Annotated in this window: 12 protein-coding genes, 1 tRNA gene and 1 pseudogene; 3 read left to right on the plus strand and 11 right to left on the minus strand. The window is 69.5% G+C overall.

Annotated features, from left to right (window positions below; genetic code table 11):
* Window positions 1–464 (minus strand): annotated as a pseudogene (locus ACNPQM_RS19360) (hypothetical protein); the annotation flags it as partial.
* Window positions 465–647: 183 nt separating this feature from the next.
* Between ACNPQM_RS19360 and ACNPQM_RS19365 the strand changes: the two are divergent.
* The 3 genes from ACNPQM_RS19365 (at window position 648) to ACNPQM_RS19375 (ending at window position 5056) form a co-directional block, all read left to right on the plus strand.
* Window positions 648–721: transfer RNA gene (locus ACNPQM_RS19365), tRNA-Lys, on the plus strand.
* A 481-nt stretch (window positions 722–1202) separates the two neighbouring features.
* On the plus strand, window positions 1203–3125 hold the full coding sequence (locus ACNPQM_RS19370; protein ID WP_418084979.1) for a glycosyltransferase family 2 protein: 1923 nt from the start codon (window positions 1203–1205) through the stop codon (window positions 3123–3125).
* The gene (locus ACNPQM_RS19375; protein ID WP_418084980.1) at window positions 3122–5056 is read left to right on the plus strand and encodes a galactose oxidase-like domain-containing protein; all 1935 of its coding nucleotides are present in this window, start codon (window positions 3122–3124) and stop codon (window positions 5054–5056) included. The genes ACNPQM_RS19370 and ACNPQM_RS19375 overlap by 4 nt, the downstream gene beginning before the upstream one ends.
* Before the next feature lie 47 nt (window positions 5057–5103).
* Here ACNPQM_RS19375 and ACNPQM_RS19380 read toward each other — a convergent pair whose 3' ends face one another.
* The 10 genes from ACNPQM_RS19380 to ACNPQM_RS19425 form a co-directional block, all read right to left on the minus strand.
* Window positions 5104–6099, minus strand: coding sequence for a glycoside hydrolase family 6 protein (locus ACNPQM_RS19380; RefSeq protein WP_418084981.1), 996 nt, complete (start codon window positions 6097–6099; stop codon window positions 5104–5106).
* Between the two features lie 221 nt (window positions 6100–6320).
* Window positions 6321–7004 carry a class F sortase gene (locus tag ACNPQM_RS19385; RefSeq protein ID WP_418084982.1) on the minus strand — a complete coding sequence of 228 codons (684 nt, stop codon included), beginning with the start codon at window positions 7002–7004 and terminating at the stop codon, window positions 6321–6323.
* Window positions 7005–7009: 5 nt separating this feature from the next.
* Window positions 7010–7594: a hypothetical protein gene (locus ACNPQM_RS19390; RefSeq protein WP_418084983.1), complete on the minus strand. Its 585-nt coding sequence runs from the start codon at window positions 7592–7594 to the stop codon at window positions 7010–7012.
* Window positions 7595–7874: 280 nt separating this feature from the next.
* The gene (locus tag ACNPQM_RS19395) at window positions 7875–8663 is read right to left on the minus strand and encodes an HAD-IIA family hydrolase (protein WP_358857783.1); all 789 of its coding nucleotides are present in this window, start codon (window positions 8661–8663) and stop codon (window positions 7875–7877) included.
* Between the two features lie 262 nt (window positions 8664–8925).
* Window positions 8926–9987 carry a 2-aminoethylphosphonate ABC transporter substrate-binding protein gene (locus tag ACNPQM_RS19400; RefSeq protein WP_358857782.1) on the minus strand — a complete coding sequence of 354 codons (1062 nt, stop codon included), beginning with the start codon at window positions 9985–9987 and terminating at the stop codon, window positions 8926–8928.
* 40 nt (window positions 9988–10027) lie between these two features.
* Window positions 10028–10825 carry an ABC transporter permease gene (locus tag ACNPQM_RS19405; RefSeq protein WP_418084984.1) on the minus strand — a complete coding sequence of 266 codons (798 nt, stop codon included), beginning with the start codon at window positions 10823–10825 and terminating at the stop codon, window positions 10028–10030.
* Window positions 10812–11735 (minus strand): 2-aminoethylphosphonate ABC transporter permease subunit, encoded by a 924-nt coding sequence (locus tag ACNPQM_RS19410; protein WP_418084985.1) that lies wholly within the window; start codon window positions 11733–11735, stop codon window positions 10812–10814. Before ACNPQM_RS19410 ends, ACNPQM_RS19405 begins: the two co-directional genes overlap by 14 nt.
* Entirely contained in the window at window positions 11728–12819 is a 1092-nt protein-coding gene (locus ACNPQM_RS19415) for an ABC transporter ATP-binding protein (protein WP_418084986.1), read from the minus strand. Before ACNPQM_RS19415 ends, ACNPQM_RS19410 begins: the two co-directional genes overlap by 8 nt.
* Window positions 12816–13523, minus strand: coding sequence for a phosphonatase-like hydrolase (locus ACNPQM_RS19420; RefSeq protein ID WP_358857778.1), 708 nt, complete (start codon window positions 13521–13523; stop codon window positions 12816–12818). The genes ACNPQM_RS19415 and ACNPQM_RS19420 overlap by 4 nt, the downstream gene beginning before the upstream one ends.
* Window positions 13520–14644 carry a TIGR03364 family FAD-dependent oxidoreductase gene (locus tag ACNPQM_RS19425; RefSeq protein ID WP_418084987.1) on the minus strand — a complete coding sequence of 375 codons (1125 nt, stop codon included), beginning with the start codon at window positions 14642–14644 and terminating at the stop codon, window positions 13520–13522. The genes ACNPQM_RS19420 and ACNPQM_RS19425 overlap by 4 nt, the downstream gene beginning before the upstream one ends.
* Between the last annotated feature and the right edge of the window lie 132 nt (window positions 14645–14776).

Here is a 14776-nt window from a genome sequence, read left to right on the forward strand (position 1 = left end):
GCCGTGGACTTGCGCAGCGCCGAGGGAGAGCCCGTGGACGACGGCGGACCCGGCGGCTTCCCACCCCACAGCGGACCGGGTTCTCCCTGCGGAGTGACCATGTCCGTATCGGCCGCGTCCGTATCGGTCAGCTCCGTACCGTCCGGGTACCTGTCGTCCGGGTCCGGATCACCCGGGGCCGTACCGTCCGGATTCGTGTCGTCCGGGTTCGTATCGGCCGAGGCCGTCGTCCCGTCCGCCCGGGCGAATCCGGCCGCATGCCTGCTCGCCGCCTCGGCCACGCCGGTGCCCAGCACCATGCCCACCGCCGTGGCCAGCACCAGCACACACCGCGCACCATGCGCGGCGGGGTGCCCTCTGTACCGCGTGGGCAGGGACCAAGCGGCGGCGCGCCGTTGCGCGGCGCACCCCGCGCAGGAGCAGTCGACGGCGGGCGCGTACTCCTCGAAGGCCGGCACGGTCATGCGAATCCCCTCGGCACTCGTCAAGATCTTCGGGCGCATCTGTACGGGCGTCAGTGTCCAACTCTCCCGACATACTGCATATTGACTGATAAAACAGAAAAAACGACCATCCGACAGGCCGTGACGGTCGAGAAATGGTCAGGAGTACTCCCCCGGATCAGGTAGAGTTGTCCAGGTCAGCAGGCGCCGCTAGCTCAGTTGGTTAGAGCAGCTGACTCTTAATCAGCGGGTCCGGGGTTCGAGTCCCTGGCGGCGCACGCAAAGTCAAGGCCCCCTCACTCCTCGTGAGGGGGCCTTGTCCGTATGCCATCACCCCACCCGCGCCCGGCGGGCGACCTCGAGCCGCCTCCCGGGGGTCGAGAAGCTCCCCTCGGTACACCCCCACGCACCCCTCCACAAGAGACACCCAAATCGCACATATGACCGGCAAATAGCCCGTTTCACCCTTGCGATCACGACCTGGGTCATACAACCTGTCATGGGGTCATTCAGCAGCAACCGGGCTGATGACGCACACAGTTGGGGGCAGCAACAGGGGGAAGTTCCGGTTTGCGCGTACCGCGGGATGGGGGTCCCGCTCATGGACGGATGCCGAAGGGGCACCGGGCGACCGGAAGGGCGCCTTCCCGTGAGGGGAAGGCGCCCGCCAGAGAGGTCGTCCGCCGCGATCGAGGGGATGCGCGGCGGACGAGACGACCGACCGACCGCGCAGCCGGCATGCGCGCAGGGGGATGACCCATGACGTCGACGCCGACAGGCGCCCGGCAGAACAACGACCCTTCCCGGACCACGCAGCTGCGGATACCTCCACAGCCCCGGACCGGGGGCCGGCGCCACCCGAAGGAGGCGCTGCCCCGCTACGACTACGAGCACTACAGCCGGCTCGCCGGGCCACTGACCCAGCCCGACCCGAGCAGACCGTACTCCGTGCAGTACCGCTCGCTGCTCTCGCAGGAACCGCACAGACTCCGCGCGGCGCTCCTGCTCGGCGCCGCACCGCTCGTCTCGCTCGGCCTGTTCGCCTGGCTGATACAGCCCGAACACTGGACCCAGCGCGATCCGAACCTCAAGAACGACACGCTGCTGATCCTCGACATCGTCATGCTCGTCTCGATCGGTCTGATCGAGCTCTTCCGCACCATGAACGTCCTGTCGAACGCGCACGCGACGCTGGTCGCGCGCGACCCGGTCCCGGTCGTGCCGGAGCCCGGCACCCGGGTTGCCTTCCTCACCTCCTTCGTCCCGGGCAAGGAGCCCCTGGAGATGGTGACGAAGACCCTCGAAGCAGCGGTCCGCATCAGGCACCGCGGGCTGATGCACGTCTGGCTGCTCGACGAGGGCGACGACCCGGCGGTCAGGGAGGTCTGCGCCCGGCTCGGGGTGCACCACTTCTCCCGGAAGGGCGTCGCGCACTGGAACCAGGCCGAGGGCGCGCACCGTGCGAAGACCAAGCACGGCAACTACAACGCCTGGCTCGACGCGCACGGCGGCGGGTACGAGTTCTTCGCCTCGGTCGACACCGATCACGTACCCCTGCCCAACTACCTGGAGCGGATGCTCGGCTATTTCCGCGACCCGGACATCGGCTTCGTGATCGGCCCGCAGGTCTACGGCAACTACGACACGTTCGTCACGAAGGCCGCCGAGTCCCAGCAGTTCCTCTTCCACGCGCTGATCCAGCGCGCAGGCAACCGCTACGGCGCCCCGATGTTCGTCGGGACCAGCAACGCCGTGCGGGTCTCCGCCCTCAAACAGATCGGCGGTCTGTACGACTCGATCACCGAGGACATGGCCACCGGCTTCGAGATGCACCGTGCGCGCAACCCGCACACCGGCCGGAATTGGCGCTCGGTCTACACCCCGGACGTGCTGGCCGTCGGCGAGGGCCCGACCGCGTGGACGGACTTCTTCACCCAGCAGCTGCGCTGGTCACGGGGGACGTACGAGACGATCCTCAAGCAGTACTGGAGAGGGATCGGGACACTCCCCGCCGGCAAACTCCTCAACTACACCATGATGATCATCTTCTATCCGATGTCCGCCCTGAACTGGATCCTGGCGGCGCTCAGTTGCGCACTGTTCCTGGGCATGGGCGCCTCGGGCGTGCAGATCGACCCGGTCGTCTGGATGATGCTGTACGGCAACGCCTCGGCGCTCCAGATCGGTCTGTACGTCTGGAACCGGCGGCACAATGTGTCCCCGCACGAGCCGGAGGGCTCCGGCGGTCTGGCGGGGATGATGATGTCCGCGCTCTCCGCCCCGGTCTACGCGCGATCCCTGATGGATGCCGTGCTGCGCCGCAAGAGCTCGTTCGTGGTGACGCCCAAGGGCGACTCGTCCAGCCCCGACACGTTGTTCGGCACCTTCCGTATCCATCTCTTCTTCGTGGTGGTCTTCGGCGGTTCGATCACCGCCTCCTTCGTCCTCGGCCACAGCCATCCCGCGATGCTCACCTGGGCCGCGCTGGCGCTGCTGATCACGGCGGCGCCGATCTTCGGCTGGCGGTACACCGTCCACGCGGAGAAGAAGCGGCGGCGCAACAAACCACGCCCGCAGGACGGCACACCGGATCCGCAGCCGGCGCATGCCCCGCAGGAAAGACCGCACCGGTTGCCCGACGGCCACACCGTGCAGATCTCCCTGGGGGGACGTAACCAATGACGTACCGTCCTGGCCGCCGCACCCGCCGCATGGCGATCAGCACGGCGGTGGTACTGGCGCTCGCGGGCGCGAACGGGCCGTGGCTGTACCGCGTCAGCAGCGAGCGTTACCACGAGTACACGATCAACAAGCCGGGGTACAAAGCCGCCAACGGCCACTGGGACTTCCTCGATGTCCCGTCCGAGTTCCGGATCAATACGATCCATGCCGCGCTGCTGCACACCGGCAAGGTGCTGCTCGTCGCGGGCTCCGGCAACAACCAGCAGAACTTCGACGCGAAGAGCTTTCGGTCCGTGCTGTGGGACCCGGGGACCGGCACGTTCGCGAACATACCCACGCCCAAGGACATGTTCTGCTCCGGTCACACCCAACTGCCGGACGGCCGGCTGCTGATAGCCGGCGGCACGAAGCGGTACGAGAAGCTGCAGGGCGATGTCACCAAGGCGGGCGGCCTGATGGTCGTCCACAACGAGGACCCGGACAAGCCGGTCACCCTGCCCGCGGGCACCCGGTTCACCGGCAAGGAGAACGGCAGGACGTTCGTCTCCAAGGACCCCGTGCTGGTCGAGAAGGCCACCAAGGTCTTCGACAGGAAGACCGGCGCGTTCCTGCGCAACGACCCCGGGCTCGGCCGCATCTACGTCGAGGCCCAGAAGTCCGGCAGGACGTACGGGACGGGCGCCCAGGACAACTACCGGATCTCCGGTCTCTCCGGCTCCGACACTCGGAACGTGTACGGGATCGCCCAGAAGCTCGCCCTCGACAAGAAGGACTTCCAGGGCATCCGGGAGGCGTTCGAGTTCGACCCGGTGGCGGAGAAGTACATCACCGTCGATCCGATGAACGAGGCGCGCTGGTACCCGACGCTGACCACGCTGAAGGACGGCAGGGTCCTCGCCCTGTCCGGACTCGACGAGATCGGGCAGATCGTGCCCGGCAAGGACGAGGTCTACGACCCTCGGACGAAGAAGTGGGCGTACACCGGCATCGTCCGGAAGTTCCCCACCTACCCGGCGGTCTTCCTGCTGAACGACGGCAGGCTCTTCTACTCCGGCTCGAACGCCGGGTACGGTCCGGCGGACGTCGGCCGTGCGCCGGGCGTCTGGGACCTTGCGACGAACAGGTTCGAGGAGATCCCCGGGCTGAGCGACGCCCGTGAGATGGAGACATCGGCGACGGTACGGCTGCCACCCGCCCAGGACGAGAAGTTCATGGTCATCGGCGGGGGCGGGGTGGGCGAGTCGGACAGGTCCAGCGAGAAGTCCCGGCTCGTGGACCTGAAGGCCGCCGAGCCGAGATTCAGGGACGGCCCGTCGCTCACCGAGGGCACGCGCTACCCGAGCGCGTCGTTGCTGCCCGACGACTCGGTGCTCGTCACCGGCGGGTCGAGCGACTACCGCGGGCGCGGCGGCTCGAACATCCTGCAGGCGCGGCTGTACGACGCGAAGACGGACACGTACCGGAGGGTGGCGGATCCGCAGGTCGGACGGAACTATCACTCGGGTTCGCTGCTGCTGCCCGACGGGCGCGTCATGATCTTCGGCTCGGACTCGCTGTACGCCGACAAGGCGAACACCCGCCTGGGCGTCTTCGAGCAGCGCATCGAGATCTACACGCCGCCCTACCTGTACCGCGGCTCACGGCCGGAGCTGACGGCCGGGCCGAAGAGCATCCGACGCGGCGGCACAGCGGTGTTCACGACCAGGCAGGGACCGACGATCACGTCGGCGAAGCTGATGCGGCCGAGCGCGGTGACGCATGTGACGGACACGGACCAGCGGTCCGTGGCGCTGGGGCTGAAGAGGACGGCGGGGGGTATCGCCGTGACGGTGCCGGGGAATCGGGCGCTGGTGCCGTCGGGTTGGTACATGCTGTTCGTGGCCGATGCGAAGGGGACACCGTCGAAGGGGACGTGGGTGCGCGTCCCCTGAGAAGTGTCCGGCGTTCGGGGACGGGGCCTCGGCGGCCCCGTCCGGAACTACCTCGTGTTGCGGGCCAGCCCCAGGGCGTACTCCGGCCACCACTCCCCCGCCTTCGGACCCCCCTTGCACGCGCCGTCCGACTCCCCCGGCCGCTTGATCCAGAGGTACGCGTCGACCAGGTCCTCACCCGTGTCCGTGGTCGGGGGCTCACCCAGGGCCCGGCCCGGTGGGTTGCACCAGTTCTCCTCGGGGTCGCCCTCGTCGTACGGGCCGTTGCCGTTGCGGCTCGTGTCGATGACGAACGGCTTGTTGCCGACCTTCACCGACAGTCGCTTCCCGAAGTCCGTACTGGCCGCCGTAGTCTGGAAGTTGGAGACGTTGACCGCGAAGCCGTCCGCGTCTGCGATGCCCGCCTGCCTGAGCGGCCGGAAGAGCGCGTCCGGGGTGCGCCAGCCCGCGTTGCCCGCGTCCATGTAGACGCGTGTGTGCGGTAGTTGCTTCAGCCGTTCCAGGGCGCCCTTGAGCAGGTCGTACCGCTCCTCGTGGAACTCCTGCGGGGTGCAGCCGTCGATCAGGTGCAGCAGCGCGTCCGGCTCCAGGATCACCGTGGTGCGGCGGTCGCCGATGCCCTTCGCCACTCCCTCCAGCCAGGCACGGTACGCGTCACCGTCCGCGGCGCCGCCCTTCGAGAACTGGCCGCAGTCACGGTGCGGGATGTTGTAGAGGACCAGCAGCGCCTCCCGGCCGGCCTTCCTGGCCGCCTCGGTGAAGCCCTTCGCCTCAGCCTCGGGGTTGTCCGGGCCGATCCACTCCCCGACCGGCTGCCGGGCGATCTTCTTGATCAGGCCGGCGTCCCTGCCGTTGCCGGCCTTGGTGTAGGCGGCGACCTGCCGGGCCGCGTTCCCGTCCGGGTTGACCCAGTAGGGGGCGCTCCCGGCGGAGCTCTTGTCGCCACCGGAGGACGGGGCCGAAGAAGAACATCCTGCGAGCAGCAGTGTCACGCCCAGCGCCACCGCCCCCGCCCCGGACCGGCCGGTGTAATTGCCGTACATCCACTCCCCCTTGGGCGCCCGGACAAGACCGGACGAATCCATCCTGACACACCCAGACCTCGAACGGCGCAGAGCGACTGGTTCTGGACGTATCATCAAATATCTGTTGGGTGAAGGACGTTGGGCGTCTCACAGGGACGCGCAGTGGCCCACACGCCTCCTGCCGGCCGCCCGGGGGGAAAGCGGCCGGGCCAGGTGCACCTCGTCCACCGGACGGTCCGCTAAGCGGACTTGCCCGCGGACGGCTTCTCGCCGGTCAGGTACGCCGAGACGACCACATTGGCGTTGTACTCGTGCGACGCGCGGTCGAACGTGCCGCCGCAGGTGATCAGCCGCAGCTCCGCCCGGCCGTCCTTGTGGGGTCCGTAGGCCTTGTGGGCGTCGAAGCGTTCCCGGGTGAAGACCTGGACGTCGTCGATGGTGAATTCGGCGACCGAGCCGTCCGTCCGGACGACCCGGATCTTCGCGCCGGGGCGGGCCGCGCTCAGTCCGTAGAAGACGGCCGGTTTGGTCTCGGTGTCGACATGGCCGACGAGGAGCGCGGCCCCCGCCGCGCCGGGTTGGGTGCCGCTGCCGTACCAGCCGACGGTCTGCGGTTTCGCGAACGGTGGCGGGTCGATCGCCCCCGCCTTGTCCAGGCCGCGGACGACGACGGGGGCCCGGACTCCTATCGAGGGAATCTCGATGCGTTCCGGCGCCGCGCCCTTGATCGGGGCGTGCGCCGCGGGCAGCGGTACACCATGGGGGCGCCCGACCGCCGCGATGTCGCCGGTGGTCGGGGCGGAGATCGCACCGGAGCCGTCGGCGATGTCGCGGCCCCAGAGCCACAGGCCCATCAGCAGGATGGCCCAGGCCACTCCGGTGAGCAGCCGGCCGGTTCCGGCCGGGCGGTCCGAGGCGGACATCTCGTTCAGTCCGCGGTCGGGCGGCGGCGGACGCCGCGGAGGACCACGGCGACGGTCGCGACGGTGGCCAGGGCCAGCCCGAGCACGGCGTGCGCGGTGCCGGGGCCGTCCCGCTCGGCCGTCTGTTCAGTGAGGACGGCGGTGCCTCCGCCACCGGCCCGGACCGGAGCGATCGGGGCGAGCGGTCCGGAAGGGTCGCCGGCGACGGTGACGGTGCCGGACACCCTGGTGGCGTTGTCGCCGTCACAGGTCACCCAGATGTCGTACGCGCCGGGTGTGGCGTCGGAGCGGATCCTGGCCCGGGTGAACAGCCCGCCGCGGTCGTCTGCCGTGAGGCGCGCATCGGAGGCGAAGGCGTCGGAGATCCCTTTGGCCTCCTTGCCCGTGCAGCCGTCGACCTGCAGGTCCACATCATCGCCGGGGGCGAGGGAGGACGGGGTCACCGAGAGGGTGGCGTGGGACTTCGAGTCCTTCACGGAGCCGGTGCCGGAGCCGGTGCCGGAGCCGGAGTCGGCCAGTGCGGCGGGACCGGGTATCAGGGTCGCCGCGATCACCGCGGCCCCACAGAACGTGAGGGGTATGGAACGCATCGTGAACCTCCTGATGGCAGGTTCACGCGTCCGGCGGCTTTTCGCATCCGCAGGGGTGAGGGACTGGGCCGTTCAGGGCCTGCCCTTCGGTTCGGGCATGACCCGAAGGGCAGGCCCCGGGCGCCGCCGGAAGCAGGTGCCCCTCCCGGCGGACTTTGCCCCGTCGCGCCGCCCAGCACGCCCGCTCGCACCGGACGACGCTCCTCATGGGGCGAACACTGCCAGTCGTGGCACGAGCGGGTGCGGAGAAGGCCCGCAGGCGGCCCTCCCCGCACAGCGCTCAGCTCACGTCGATGAGGTCGACCAGATCTGCGATGGAGTCGACGACCGTGGAGGGCCGGAACGGGTAGCGGTCGATGTCGGCGGGGGTCGTCAGGCCGGTCAGCACCAGGTAGGTGTGCATGCCCGCCTCCAGGCCGGCGAGCACGTCGGTGTCCATCCGGTCGCCGATCATGGCGCTGGTCTCGGAGTGGGCACCGATCGCGTTCAGCCCGGTGCGCATCATCAGCGGGTTGGGCTTGCCCGCGAAGTACGGGTCCTTGCCGGTGGCCTTGGTGATGAGCGCGGCGACGGCCCCGGTGGCGGGCAGCGGGCCCTGGGCCGACGGGCCGGTCTCGTCGGGGTTGGTGCAGATGAAGCGGGCCCCGCCGTTGATCAGCCGGATCGCCTTGGTGAGCGCCTCGAAGCTGTACGTACGGGTCTCCCCGAGGACGACGTAGTCCGGCTCCTGGTCGGTCAGGACGTACCCGATGTCGTGCAGCGCGGTGGTGAGTCCGGCCTCGCCGATGACATACGCGGTGCCGCCGGGCCTCTGGTCGTCGAGGAACTTCGCGGTGGCCAGCGCGGAGGTCCAGATGTTCTCGACCGGGACGTCGAGACCCATGCGTGCCAGCCTGGCGTGCAGGTCGCGCGCCGTGTAGATCGAGTTGTTGGTGAGCACCAGGAACGGCAGCCCGGACTCGCGCAGCCGCTTGATGAAGGCGTCTGCCCCGGGTATCGGCGTGCCCTCGTGTATGAGGACTCCGTCCATGTCGGTGAGCCAGGATGTGATCGGCTTGCGCTCTACCATGTGGGACTCCTGCCGTACGCCGTGTGCGGGGACGCCGGCGGCACCGCGTTGTGCAGCGCCGACACCACCGATTTTAGAGGTACGGACAGGTGGCGGAGGGCGGCGGCGGCCCCTTACCCGATCCGGGACAATCCGGACTTCCGGCGGAAATGGGCTCAACTCCCCGCCTTCGCGAGGAGTTGAGCTACTGTCCAGACCCGTTATCTTTCCGATGCGGATCAGCGGTCGCCCCTACGGGTGCGACGACCCGCGGAGCAGGGGTTCAGCTGCCGGTGGCGGTCTTCCAGGCGCCGACGTAGTCGTCCAGGTGAGTGCCGATGTCCGACCAGTCCGGCTCGAAGACCTCCACGCCCTTCATCAGCCCGCTCAGCGCGGTCGCGTTGGCGTCGGTGGCCTCGACGTCCTTACGGGCGGAGAAGCCGCCGCCGACCGCGCTGACGTCCTTCTGCGCCTGCTCGGAGAGCATGAAGTCGAGCAACTTCTTGCCGTTGGCGCTGTGCGGGGCCTTGTCGACCAGTCCGGCCGCGTACGGCAGGGCGAAGGTGGTGGGCTTGGAGCCGGCCTTGGCGGGGAACCAGATGCCGAGGTTCGGCATGTCCTTGGACTGGGCGTAGTTCATCTGGACGTCACCGTTGGCGACGAGGAGTTCACCCTTGTCCACCTTCGGGGCGAGCTTGCCGGTGGAGGCGGACGGGCCGACGTTGTTGGCCTGGAGCTTCTTCAGGTACTCCATCGCCGGCTCCTTGCCGCCGAAGTCGTGCATGGCCTTGATCAGGACGGCCGTGCCGTCACCGGCGACTCCGGGGGTGGAGTACTGGATCTTCTCCTTGTACGTCCCGTCGAGGAGCTGCTCCCAGGTGGCGGGCGCGGTCTTCAACTCCTTCTTGTTGTAGACGAACCCGAAGTAGTTGTTGACGACCGAGGTCCACTTTCCGTCGGACGCCTTGTCCGCGGCGTCGACCTGGTCGGAGCCGGCCGGTTCGTACGCCGCCAGGAGGCCCTTGGAGTCGGCCTGCTGGATGAACGGCGGCAGGGTGACGAGCACGTCGGCCTGGGTGTTGGACTTCTCGCGGACGGCGCGCTGCACCATCTCGCCGGAGCCGCCCTCCACGTACTTGACCTTGATGCCGGTCTTCTTCTCGAAGTCCTTGAAGACCTTGTCGTACCAGCCGTCGCCGTTCTCGCCCTTGAGCCCGTCGGCGCTGTAGACGGTGACGACCTTCTCGTCGGAGGCGGCGGAGGTCCCGCCGCAGGCGGAGAGGGTGGCGGCGAGGGCGAGGCAGCCGGTGACGGCGGCTGCCGGCTTGAGGAGGTTCTTGCGCATGGGTGTCGTATCTCCTGGAAAGTGAGTAAGTACGGGGGTGTCAGCGGTACGAGGCCCTGGTGCGGATGCGGGCGACGCCGAGGAGGACGAGCAGCGTCGTCCCCATGAGGACCACTGCGACAGCGGCACCGGTGAAGAGCGAGCCGCGGTCGGTCGCCGCGAAGATCTGCACCGGAAGCGGTGTCCAGTCCGGCGGGTAGAGCATCATCGTGGCGCTCAACTCGCCCATGGACAGGGCGAAACAGAGCCCTGCGGCCGCTGTGAGGGCGGGCAGCAGGAGCGGCAGCCTGATCCGCCACAGGACATAGGACGGGCGGGCACCGAGACTGGCCGCCGCCTGTTCGTACATCGGGTCAAGACGCACTATTGCGGCCGAAACCGACTGATAGGCAAACGCTGTGACAAGAATGGTGTGCGCCAGGATCACGATCCAGCGCGTTCCGTTGAGCAGCATCGGCGGCTTGCTGAACGCGACGAGCACGGCGAGACCGACGACGACGGACGGCACGGCGACCGGCAGCATGAACAGCCCGTCCAGGAACCGGCGTCCGCGCCTTCGCAGCGAGGCGGCGGCGAGCGCGGCCCAGGCGCCCACGGTGAGGGCGAGCAGGCTGGCGCTGACGGCGGTGATCAGGCTGGTGGTGAGGGCCTGGAGCGAGTCGCCGCTGGTGGCGGCCTTGTAGTGCTCGGTGGTCGGCCCCGAAGGGAAGGCGCCGGACCAGTTGGTGGTGAACGACGCGGCGACGATCACCAGCAGCGGCACCGCGAACAGCGGGACGAAGAGCAGGAAGAACACGGCCCAGGTGGCCCACTTCCCGGTACGGCTATGCACCAACACGGCGGCTCACCATCCGATACAGGCTGTAGAGACCGACGGAGATCGCGATGTTGACGACGGCGACGACGCAGGCGGCCGGGTAGTCGGACTCCAGGATCGCTTTGCTGTAGACCAGCATCGGCAGGGTCGTGACGCCTTTCGCGCCGGTGAACAGCACGATGCCGAACTCGTTGAGGCACATCACGAGGACGAGGGAGCCGCCCGCGGCGAGCGCCGGGAGCGCCTCCGGGAGGATCACCTGCCGCACGATCCGGGCCGGCCTCGCACCCAGGGAGGACGCCACCTCCAGTTGTGCGGTGTCGAGCTGGGAGAACGCGGCGAGCAGCGGCCGCATCACGAACGGGGTGAAGTACGTGATCTCGGCGAGGAGGACACCCCACGGGGTGGTGAGGAAGTGGAAGGGCCCGTCCGCCGCCCCGGTGACATCCGTCCAGACGCCGTTGGCCATGCCGACGGTGCCGTAGATGAACAGCAGGGCGAGGGTGATCAGGAAGGACGGGAAGGAGAGGAAGACGTCGATGAACTTGGCGACCGCCCGGCCGCCGGGAAACGGCACGAAGGCGATCACCAGCGCGAGGACGAAGCCCAGCACCAGACAGCCGACCGTCGAGCCGACGGCGAGCCAGACGGTGGTGGTCAGTGCCGAGCGGAACGACGCGGAGGCGAAGACGTCGCCGTACGGGGCGAGCGAGGTACCGCCCTCGTCCGGGCTGACGGACTGTTGGACGACGAGGGCCAGCGGGTAGAGGAAAACGACGGCGAGGACGGCGACGGGCGGGAGCGCCCAGACGAGACTGCTGAGGCCCGTCGAGGGGGTCCCTCCCATGTCCTTAGGGCTATGGGGGAGATTGAGGACAGGGCGGCTGCCGGACGCACCCGAGGACACGTCTCCGGCCACGGTGCTAGCCATGAGCCCCTCCCCCGAATCCGGCGCCCGCCGGCAGCAGCACCGCGTCCTCGGCGGCGAAGTGCAGGGTGACCTCGTCGCCGAGCATCGGGGTCTCGCGCAGCTCGCGCAGGTCGGCCTTGATCCGGTGGCCGCGGATGTCGACGTACAGCCGGTGGGTGGAGCCGCGCCACTGGACCTCGGCGAGAGTGCCGGTCAGCGCGTTGGGGCCGTCACCGAGTCCGACCAGGTGGGGCCGGACGCAGAGGGTTGCGGTGACGCCGTCGGCCACCTCGCCGGTCGGTACGGCGAGTGCGTGCCCGGCGAAGTCCACGGCGCCGGTGGTGCCTGCGACGGTGACCGGCAGCAGGTTGGCATTGCCGACGAACGACGCGGTGAACTCCGTACGCGGGCGGCGGTACAGCTCCTGCGGAGTGCCGCAGTCCTGGAGCCGCGCCTTGTCCATGACCGCGATCCGGTCGGCGAGGGTCAGCGCCTCGACCTGGTCGTGCGTGACGTACAGGATGGAGACGTCCGGCAGCTCCCGGTGCAGCCGGGCCAGTTCGGCGAGCATCCCGGAGCGCAGCTGGGCGTCGAGCGCGGAGAGCGGTTCGTCGAGCAGGAGCACGCCGGGGCGGATGGCGAGCGCGCGGGCGATGGCGACGCGCTGCTGCTGTCCGCCGGAGAGCTCGCGCGGGTAGCGCGAGGCGTACGCGGCCATGCCGACGAGTTCCAGGGCTTCGGCGACCCGCTCGGGGATCTCCGCCTTCGCAACCTTGCGGGCCTTGAGGCCGAAGGCGACGTTGTCCCGGACCCTCATGTGCGGGAACAGGGCGTACTGCTGGACGACCATGCCGATGCCGCGCTTGTGCGGCGGCAGGCCGGTGACGTCCCGGTCGCCGATCCGGACCCGCCCGGAGACGGGCTGGACGAAGCCGGCGACGGCGCGCAGGGCTGTGGTCTTGCCGGACCCGGAGGGCCCGAGCAGGGCCATGACCTCGCCGGGTTCCACGGTCAGGTCGAGCCGGTCGAGGACGATGTTCCCGCCGTACGCGACGCTGACCTGGTCGAACCGGATGCCGCTGCCCTGGGTGGCCCCGCCGGTCATGCTTCCGCCCGGGCGATGAGGTCCGGCAGCTCGGCGATCGAGCCGAGTACGTGCGTGGCGCCGTTGCGCTGCAGCTGGTCCTTGTCGTGTGCGCCGGTCAGCACACCGGCGACGATCCCGGCGCCGGAGCGTACGCCGCTGAGCATGTCGTACGAGGTGTCCCCCGCGACAACGATCTGCTGGACGCCGTCCACGGCCCCGGTGCGCAGGAACGCGGCGAGGACCATGTCCGGGTAGGGGCGGCCGCGGCCGCCCGCGTCGGCCGGGCAGAGGGTCAGGGCGACCAGGTCCTGCCAGCCGAGCGCGGTGAGGATCGCGTCCTGGGTGGTGCGGGCGAAACCGGTGGACAGGACCACGGTCCGCCCTTCGCCCGTGAGCCGCTCGATGGCTGCGCGGGCACCCGGGACCGGCGCGATGCGGCCGCCGTCGACCAGCTCCGCGTAAGCCTCCTCGAAGGCGAGGTTGGCCCGCTGGGCCTTGTCCTCGTCGCCGAAGAGGTGCCGGAAGACGGAGATCTTGGACTCGCCCATGGTGGCGCGCACATAGGCGAGCTTCTCGGCGTGGTCGGCGGAGCCGGGAGTCACGCCGAGGCGCCCGGCGGCGGCGCCGAAGGCCTGCTCGACGAGGCCGCCGTCGGCGACGGTGGTCCCGGCCATGTCGAGGACGACGAGATTCAGCTTGTCGGTGTTGTTCAACTTCTTCACCAGCTCAGTTCGTTGGCGGTCGTTTCGGCGATGGCGGGCGAGCAGGTCATGCCGCGGCCGCCCGGCCCGGTGACCAGCCAGACGCCGTCCCGCACCTGCTGGCGGTGGACGACCCGGCTGGTGTCGGTGCACTGGGCGTAGACCCCGGCCCAGCGGTGACGGATCCTCGGCAGCGGGCGGCCGAGGAAGGACTCGACGACCCGGGTGAGGTGCTCGTACGGCTCCTCGACGACGTCGAACGCGAACGGGTGCTCGTACTCGTGGGTGTCGCCGATGGTCAGTCCGCCGTCCCGGCGCTGCACCATCAGCAGCTGCATCCCGTGCTCGGCCGCGGTCGGCGCCTGGGCCTGGCCGGCGTTGAGGGCGTCGAGTGCCTCGCTCCGGTACGCCGGGTAGTAGCGGAAGCTGTCGGCGTCGGCGACGGACGTGGTGAGCGTTTCGCCCAGCGGGTCGGTCTGCATCATCTGGAGGCGGACGCGGCGCACGGGCAGTTCGGGTCCGGCCAGCTCGCGGACGAGGCCGCCGAGCCAGGCGCCGGTGCACAGGATGACGGCGTCACCGGTGTGCACGTCGCCGTGGTCGTCGCGGACGGCGGCGGTACCGACGACCTCTCGGACCTCGCGGCCGCCGAGGAACGTGTACCGGCCGGACGCCACCAGCTCCTGCTTCAGAGCCAGTTGCGCAGTGCGCGGCTCGACGGCGGCGTCCCGCTCGCACCACAGGGCGGCGACGAAGTCACCGCGGAGCGCGGGGTTGATCGCACGGGCCTCGTCGGCCGTCAGCAGTTTGTAGCCGCGGGCCGCGGCGTCGGGGCGGGCGACGGCCGCCTCGGCGACGGCGATCTCCAGCTCGGTGCGGAGCGGGGTCAGTGAACCGCAGGGCCGGAAGCCCAGGCCGGGCACCTGCTCCCCGATGCCCTCCCACAGTTCGCGGGCGCGCAGCGCGGTCTCCAGCTCTTCACCGCCGGCCCGGCCGCTGACCCAAATCTGTCCGAAGTTGCGGAGTGATGCTCCGCGCGCCTCCTTCTCGCGCTCGATCTGTACGACCTCGTGGCCGCGGTTCACTGCGTGCCAGGCGTGCATGGTTCCCACCACGCCGGCTCCTACGACGATGACTCTCACGACGGCAACGTTCCTGGCGGCGAATGACTCGCGCGGATCGGCCGGGCGACGGGAGGGTGAACCAGGACCCAATCTTGGCCTAGACCCGTTACGTTCTCGTTATCAACGAGAGTCGGTTGCCGCGCCGTTTCA

Origin of the sequence: Streptomyces sp. NPDC056231, from assembly GCF_048270745.1 — a bacterium.
In the GTDB taxonomy this organism is placed as follows: domain Bacteria; phylum Actinomycetota; class Actinomycetes; order Streptomycetales; family Streptomycetaceae; genus Streptomyces.

What these genes read in the sequence shown, in the direction of transcription:
- ACNPQM_RS19410 (WP_418084985.1), bottom strand. Translation starts at nt 11,735, where the DNA reads ATGGCTAGCACCGTGGCCGGAGACGTGTCCTCGGGTGCGTCCGGCAGC.
- ACNPQM_RS19415 (WP_418084986.1), bottom strand. Translation starts at nt 12,819, where the DNA reads ATGACCGGCGGGGCCACCCAGGGCAGCGGCATCCGGTTCGACCAGGTC.
- ACNPQM_RS19375 (WP_418084980.1), top strand. Translation starts at nt 3,122, where the DNA reads ATGACGTACCGTCCTGGCCGCCGCACCCGCCGCATGGCGATCAGCACG.
- ACNPQM_RS19395 (WP_358857783.1), bottom strand. Translation starts at nt 8,663, where the DNA reads ATGGTAGAGCGCAAGCCGATCACATCCTGGCTCACCGACATGGACGGA.
- ACNPQM_RS19390 (WP_418084983.1), bottom strand. Translation starts at nt 7,594, where the DNA reads ATGCGTTCCATACCCCTCACGTTCTGTGGGGCCGCGGTGATCGCGGCG.
- ACNPQM_RS19380 (WP_418084981.1), bottom strand. Translation starts at nt 6,099, where the DNA reads ATGTACGGCAATTACACCGGCCGGTCCGGGGCGGGGGCGGTGGCGCTG.
- ACNPQM_RS19370 (WP_418084979.1), top strand. Translation starts at nt 1,203, where the DNA reads ATGACGTCGACGCCGACAGGCGCCCGGCAGAACAACGACCCTTCCCGG.
- ACNPQM_RS19385 (WP_418084982.1), bottom strand. Translation starts at nt 7,004, where the DNA reads ATGTCCGCCTCGGACCGCCCGGCCGGAACCGGCCGGCTGCTCACCGGA.
- ACNPQM_RS19400 (WP_358857782.1), bottom strand. Translation starts at nt 9,987, where the DNA reads ATGCGCAAGAACCTCCTCAAGCCGGCAGCCGCCGTCACCGGCTGCCTC.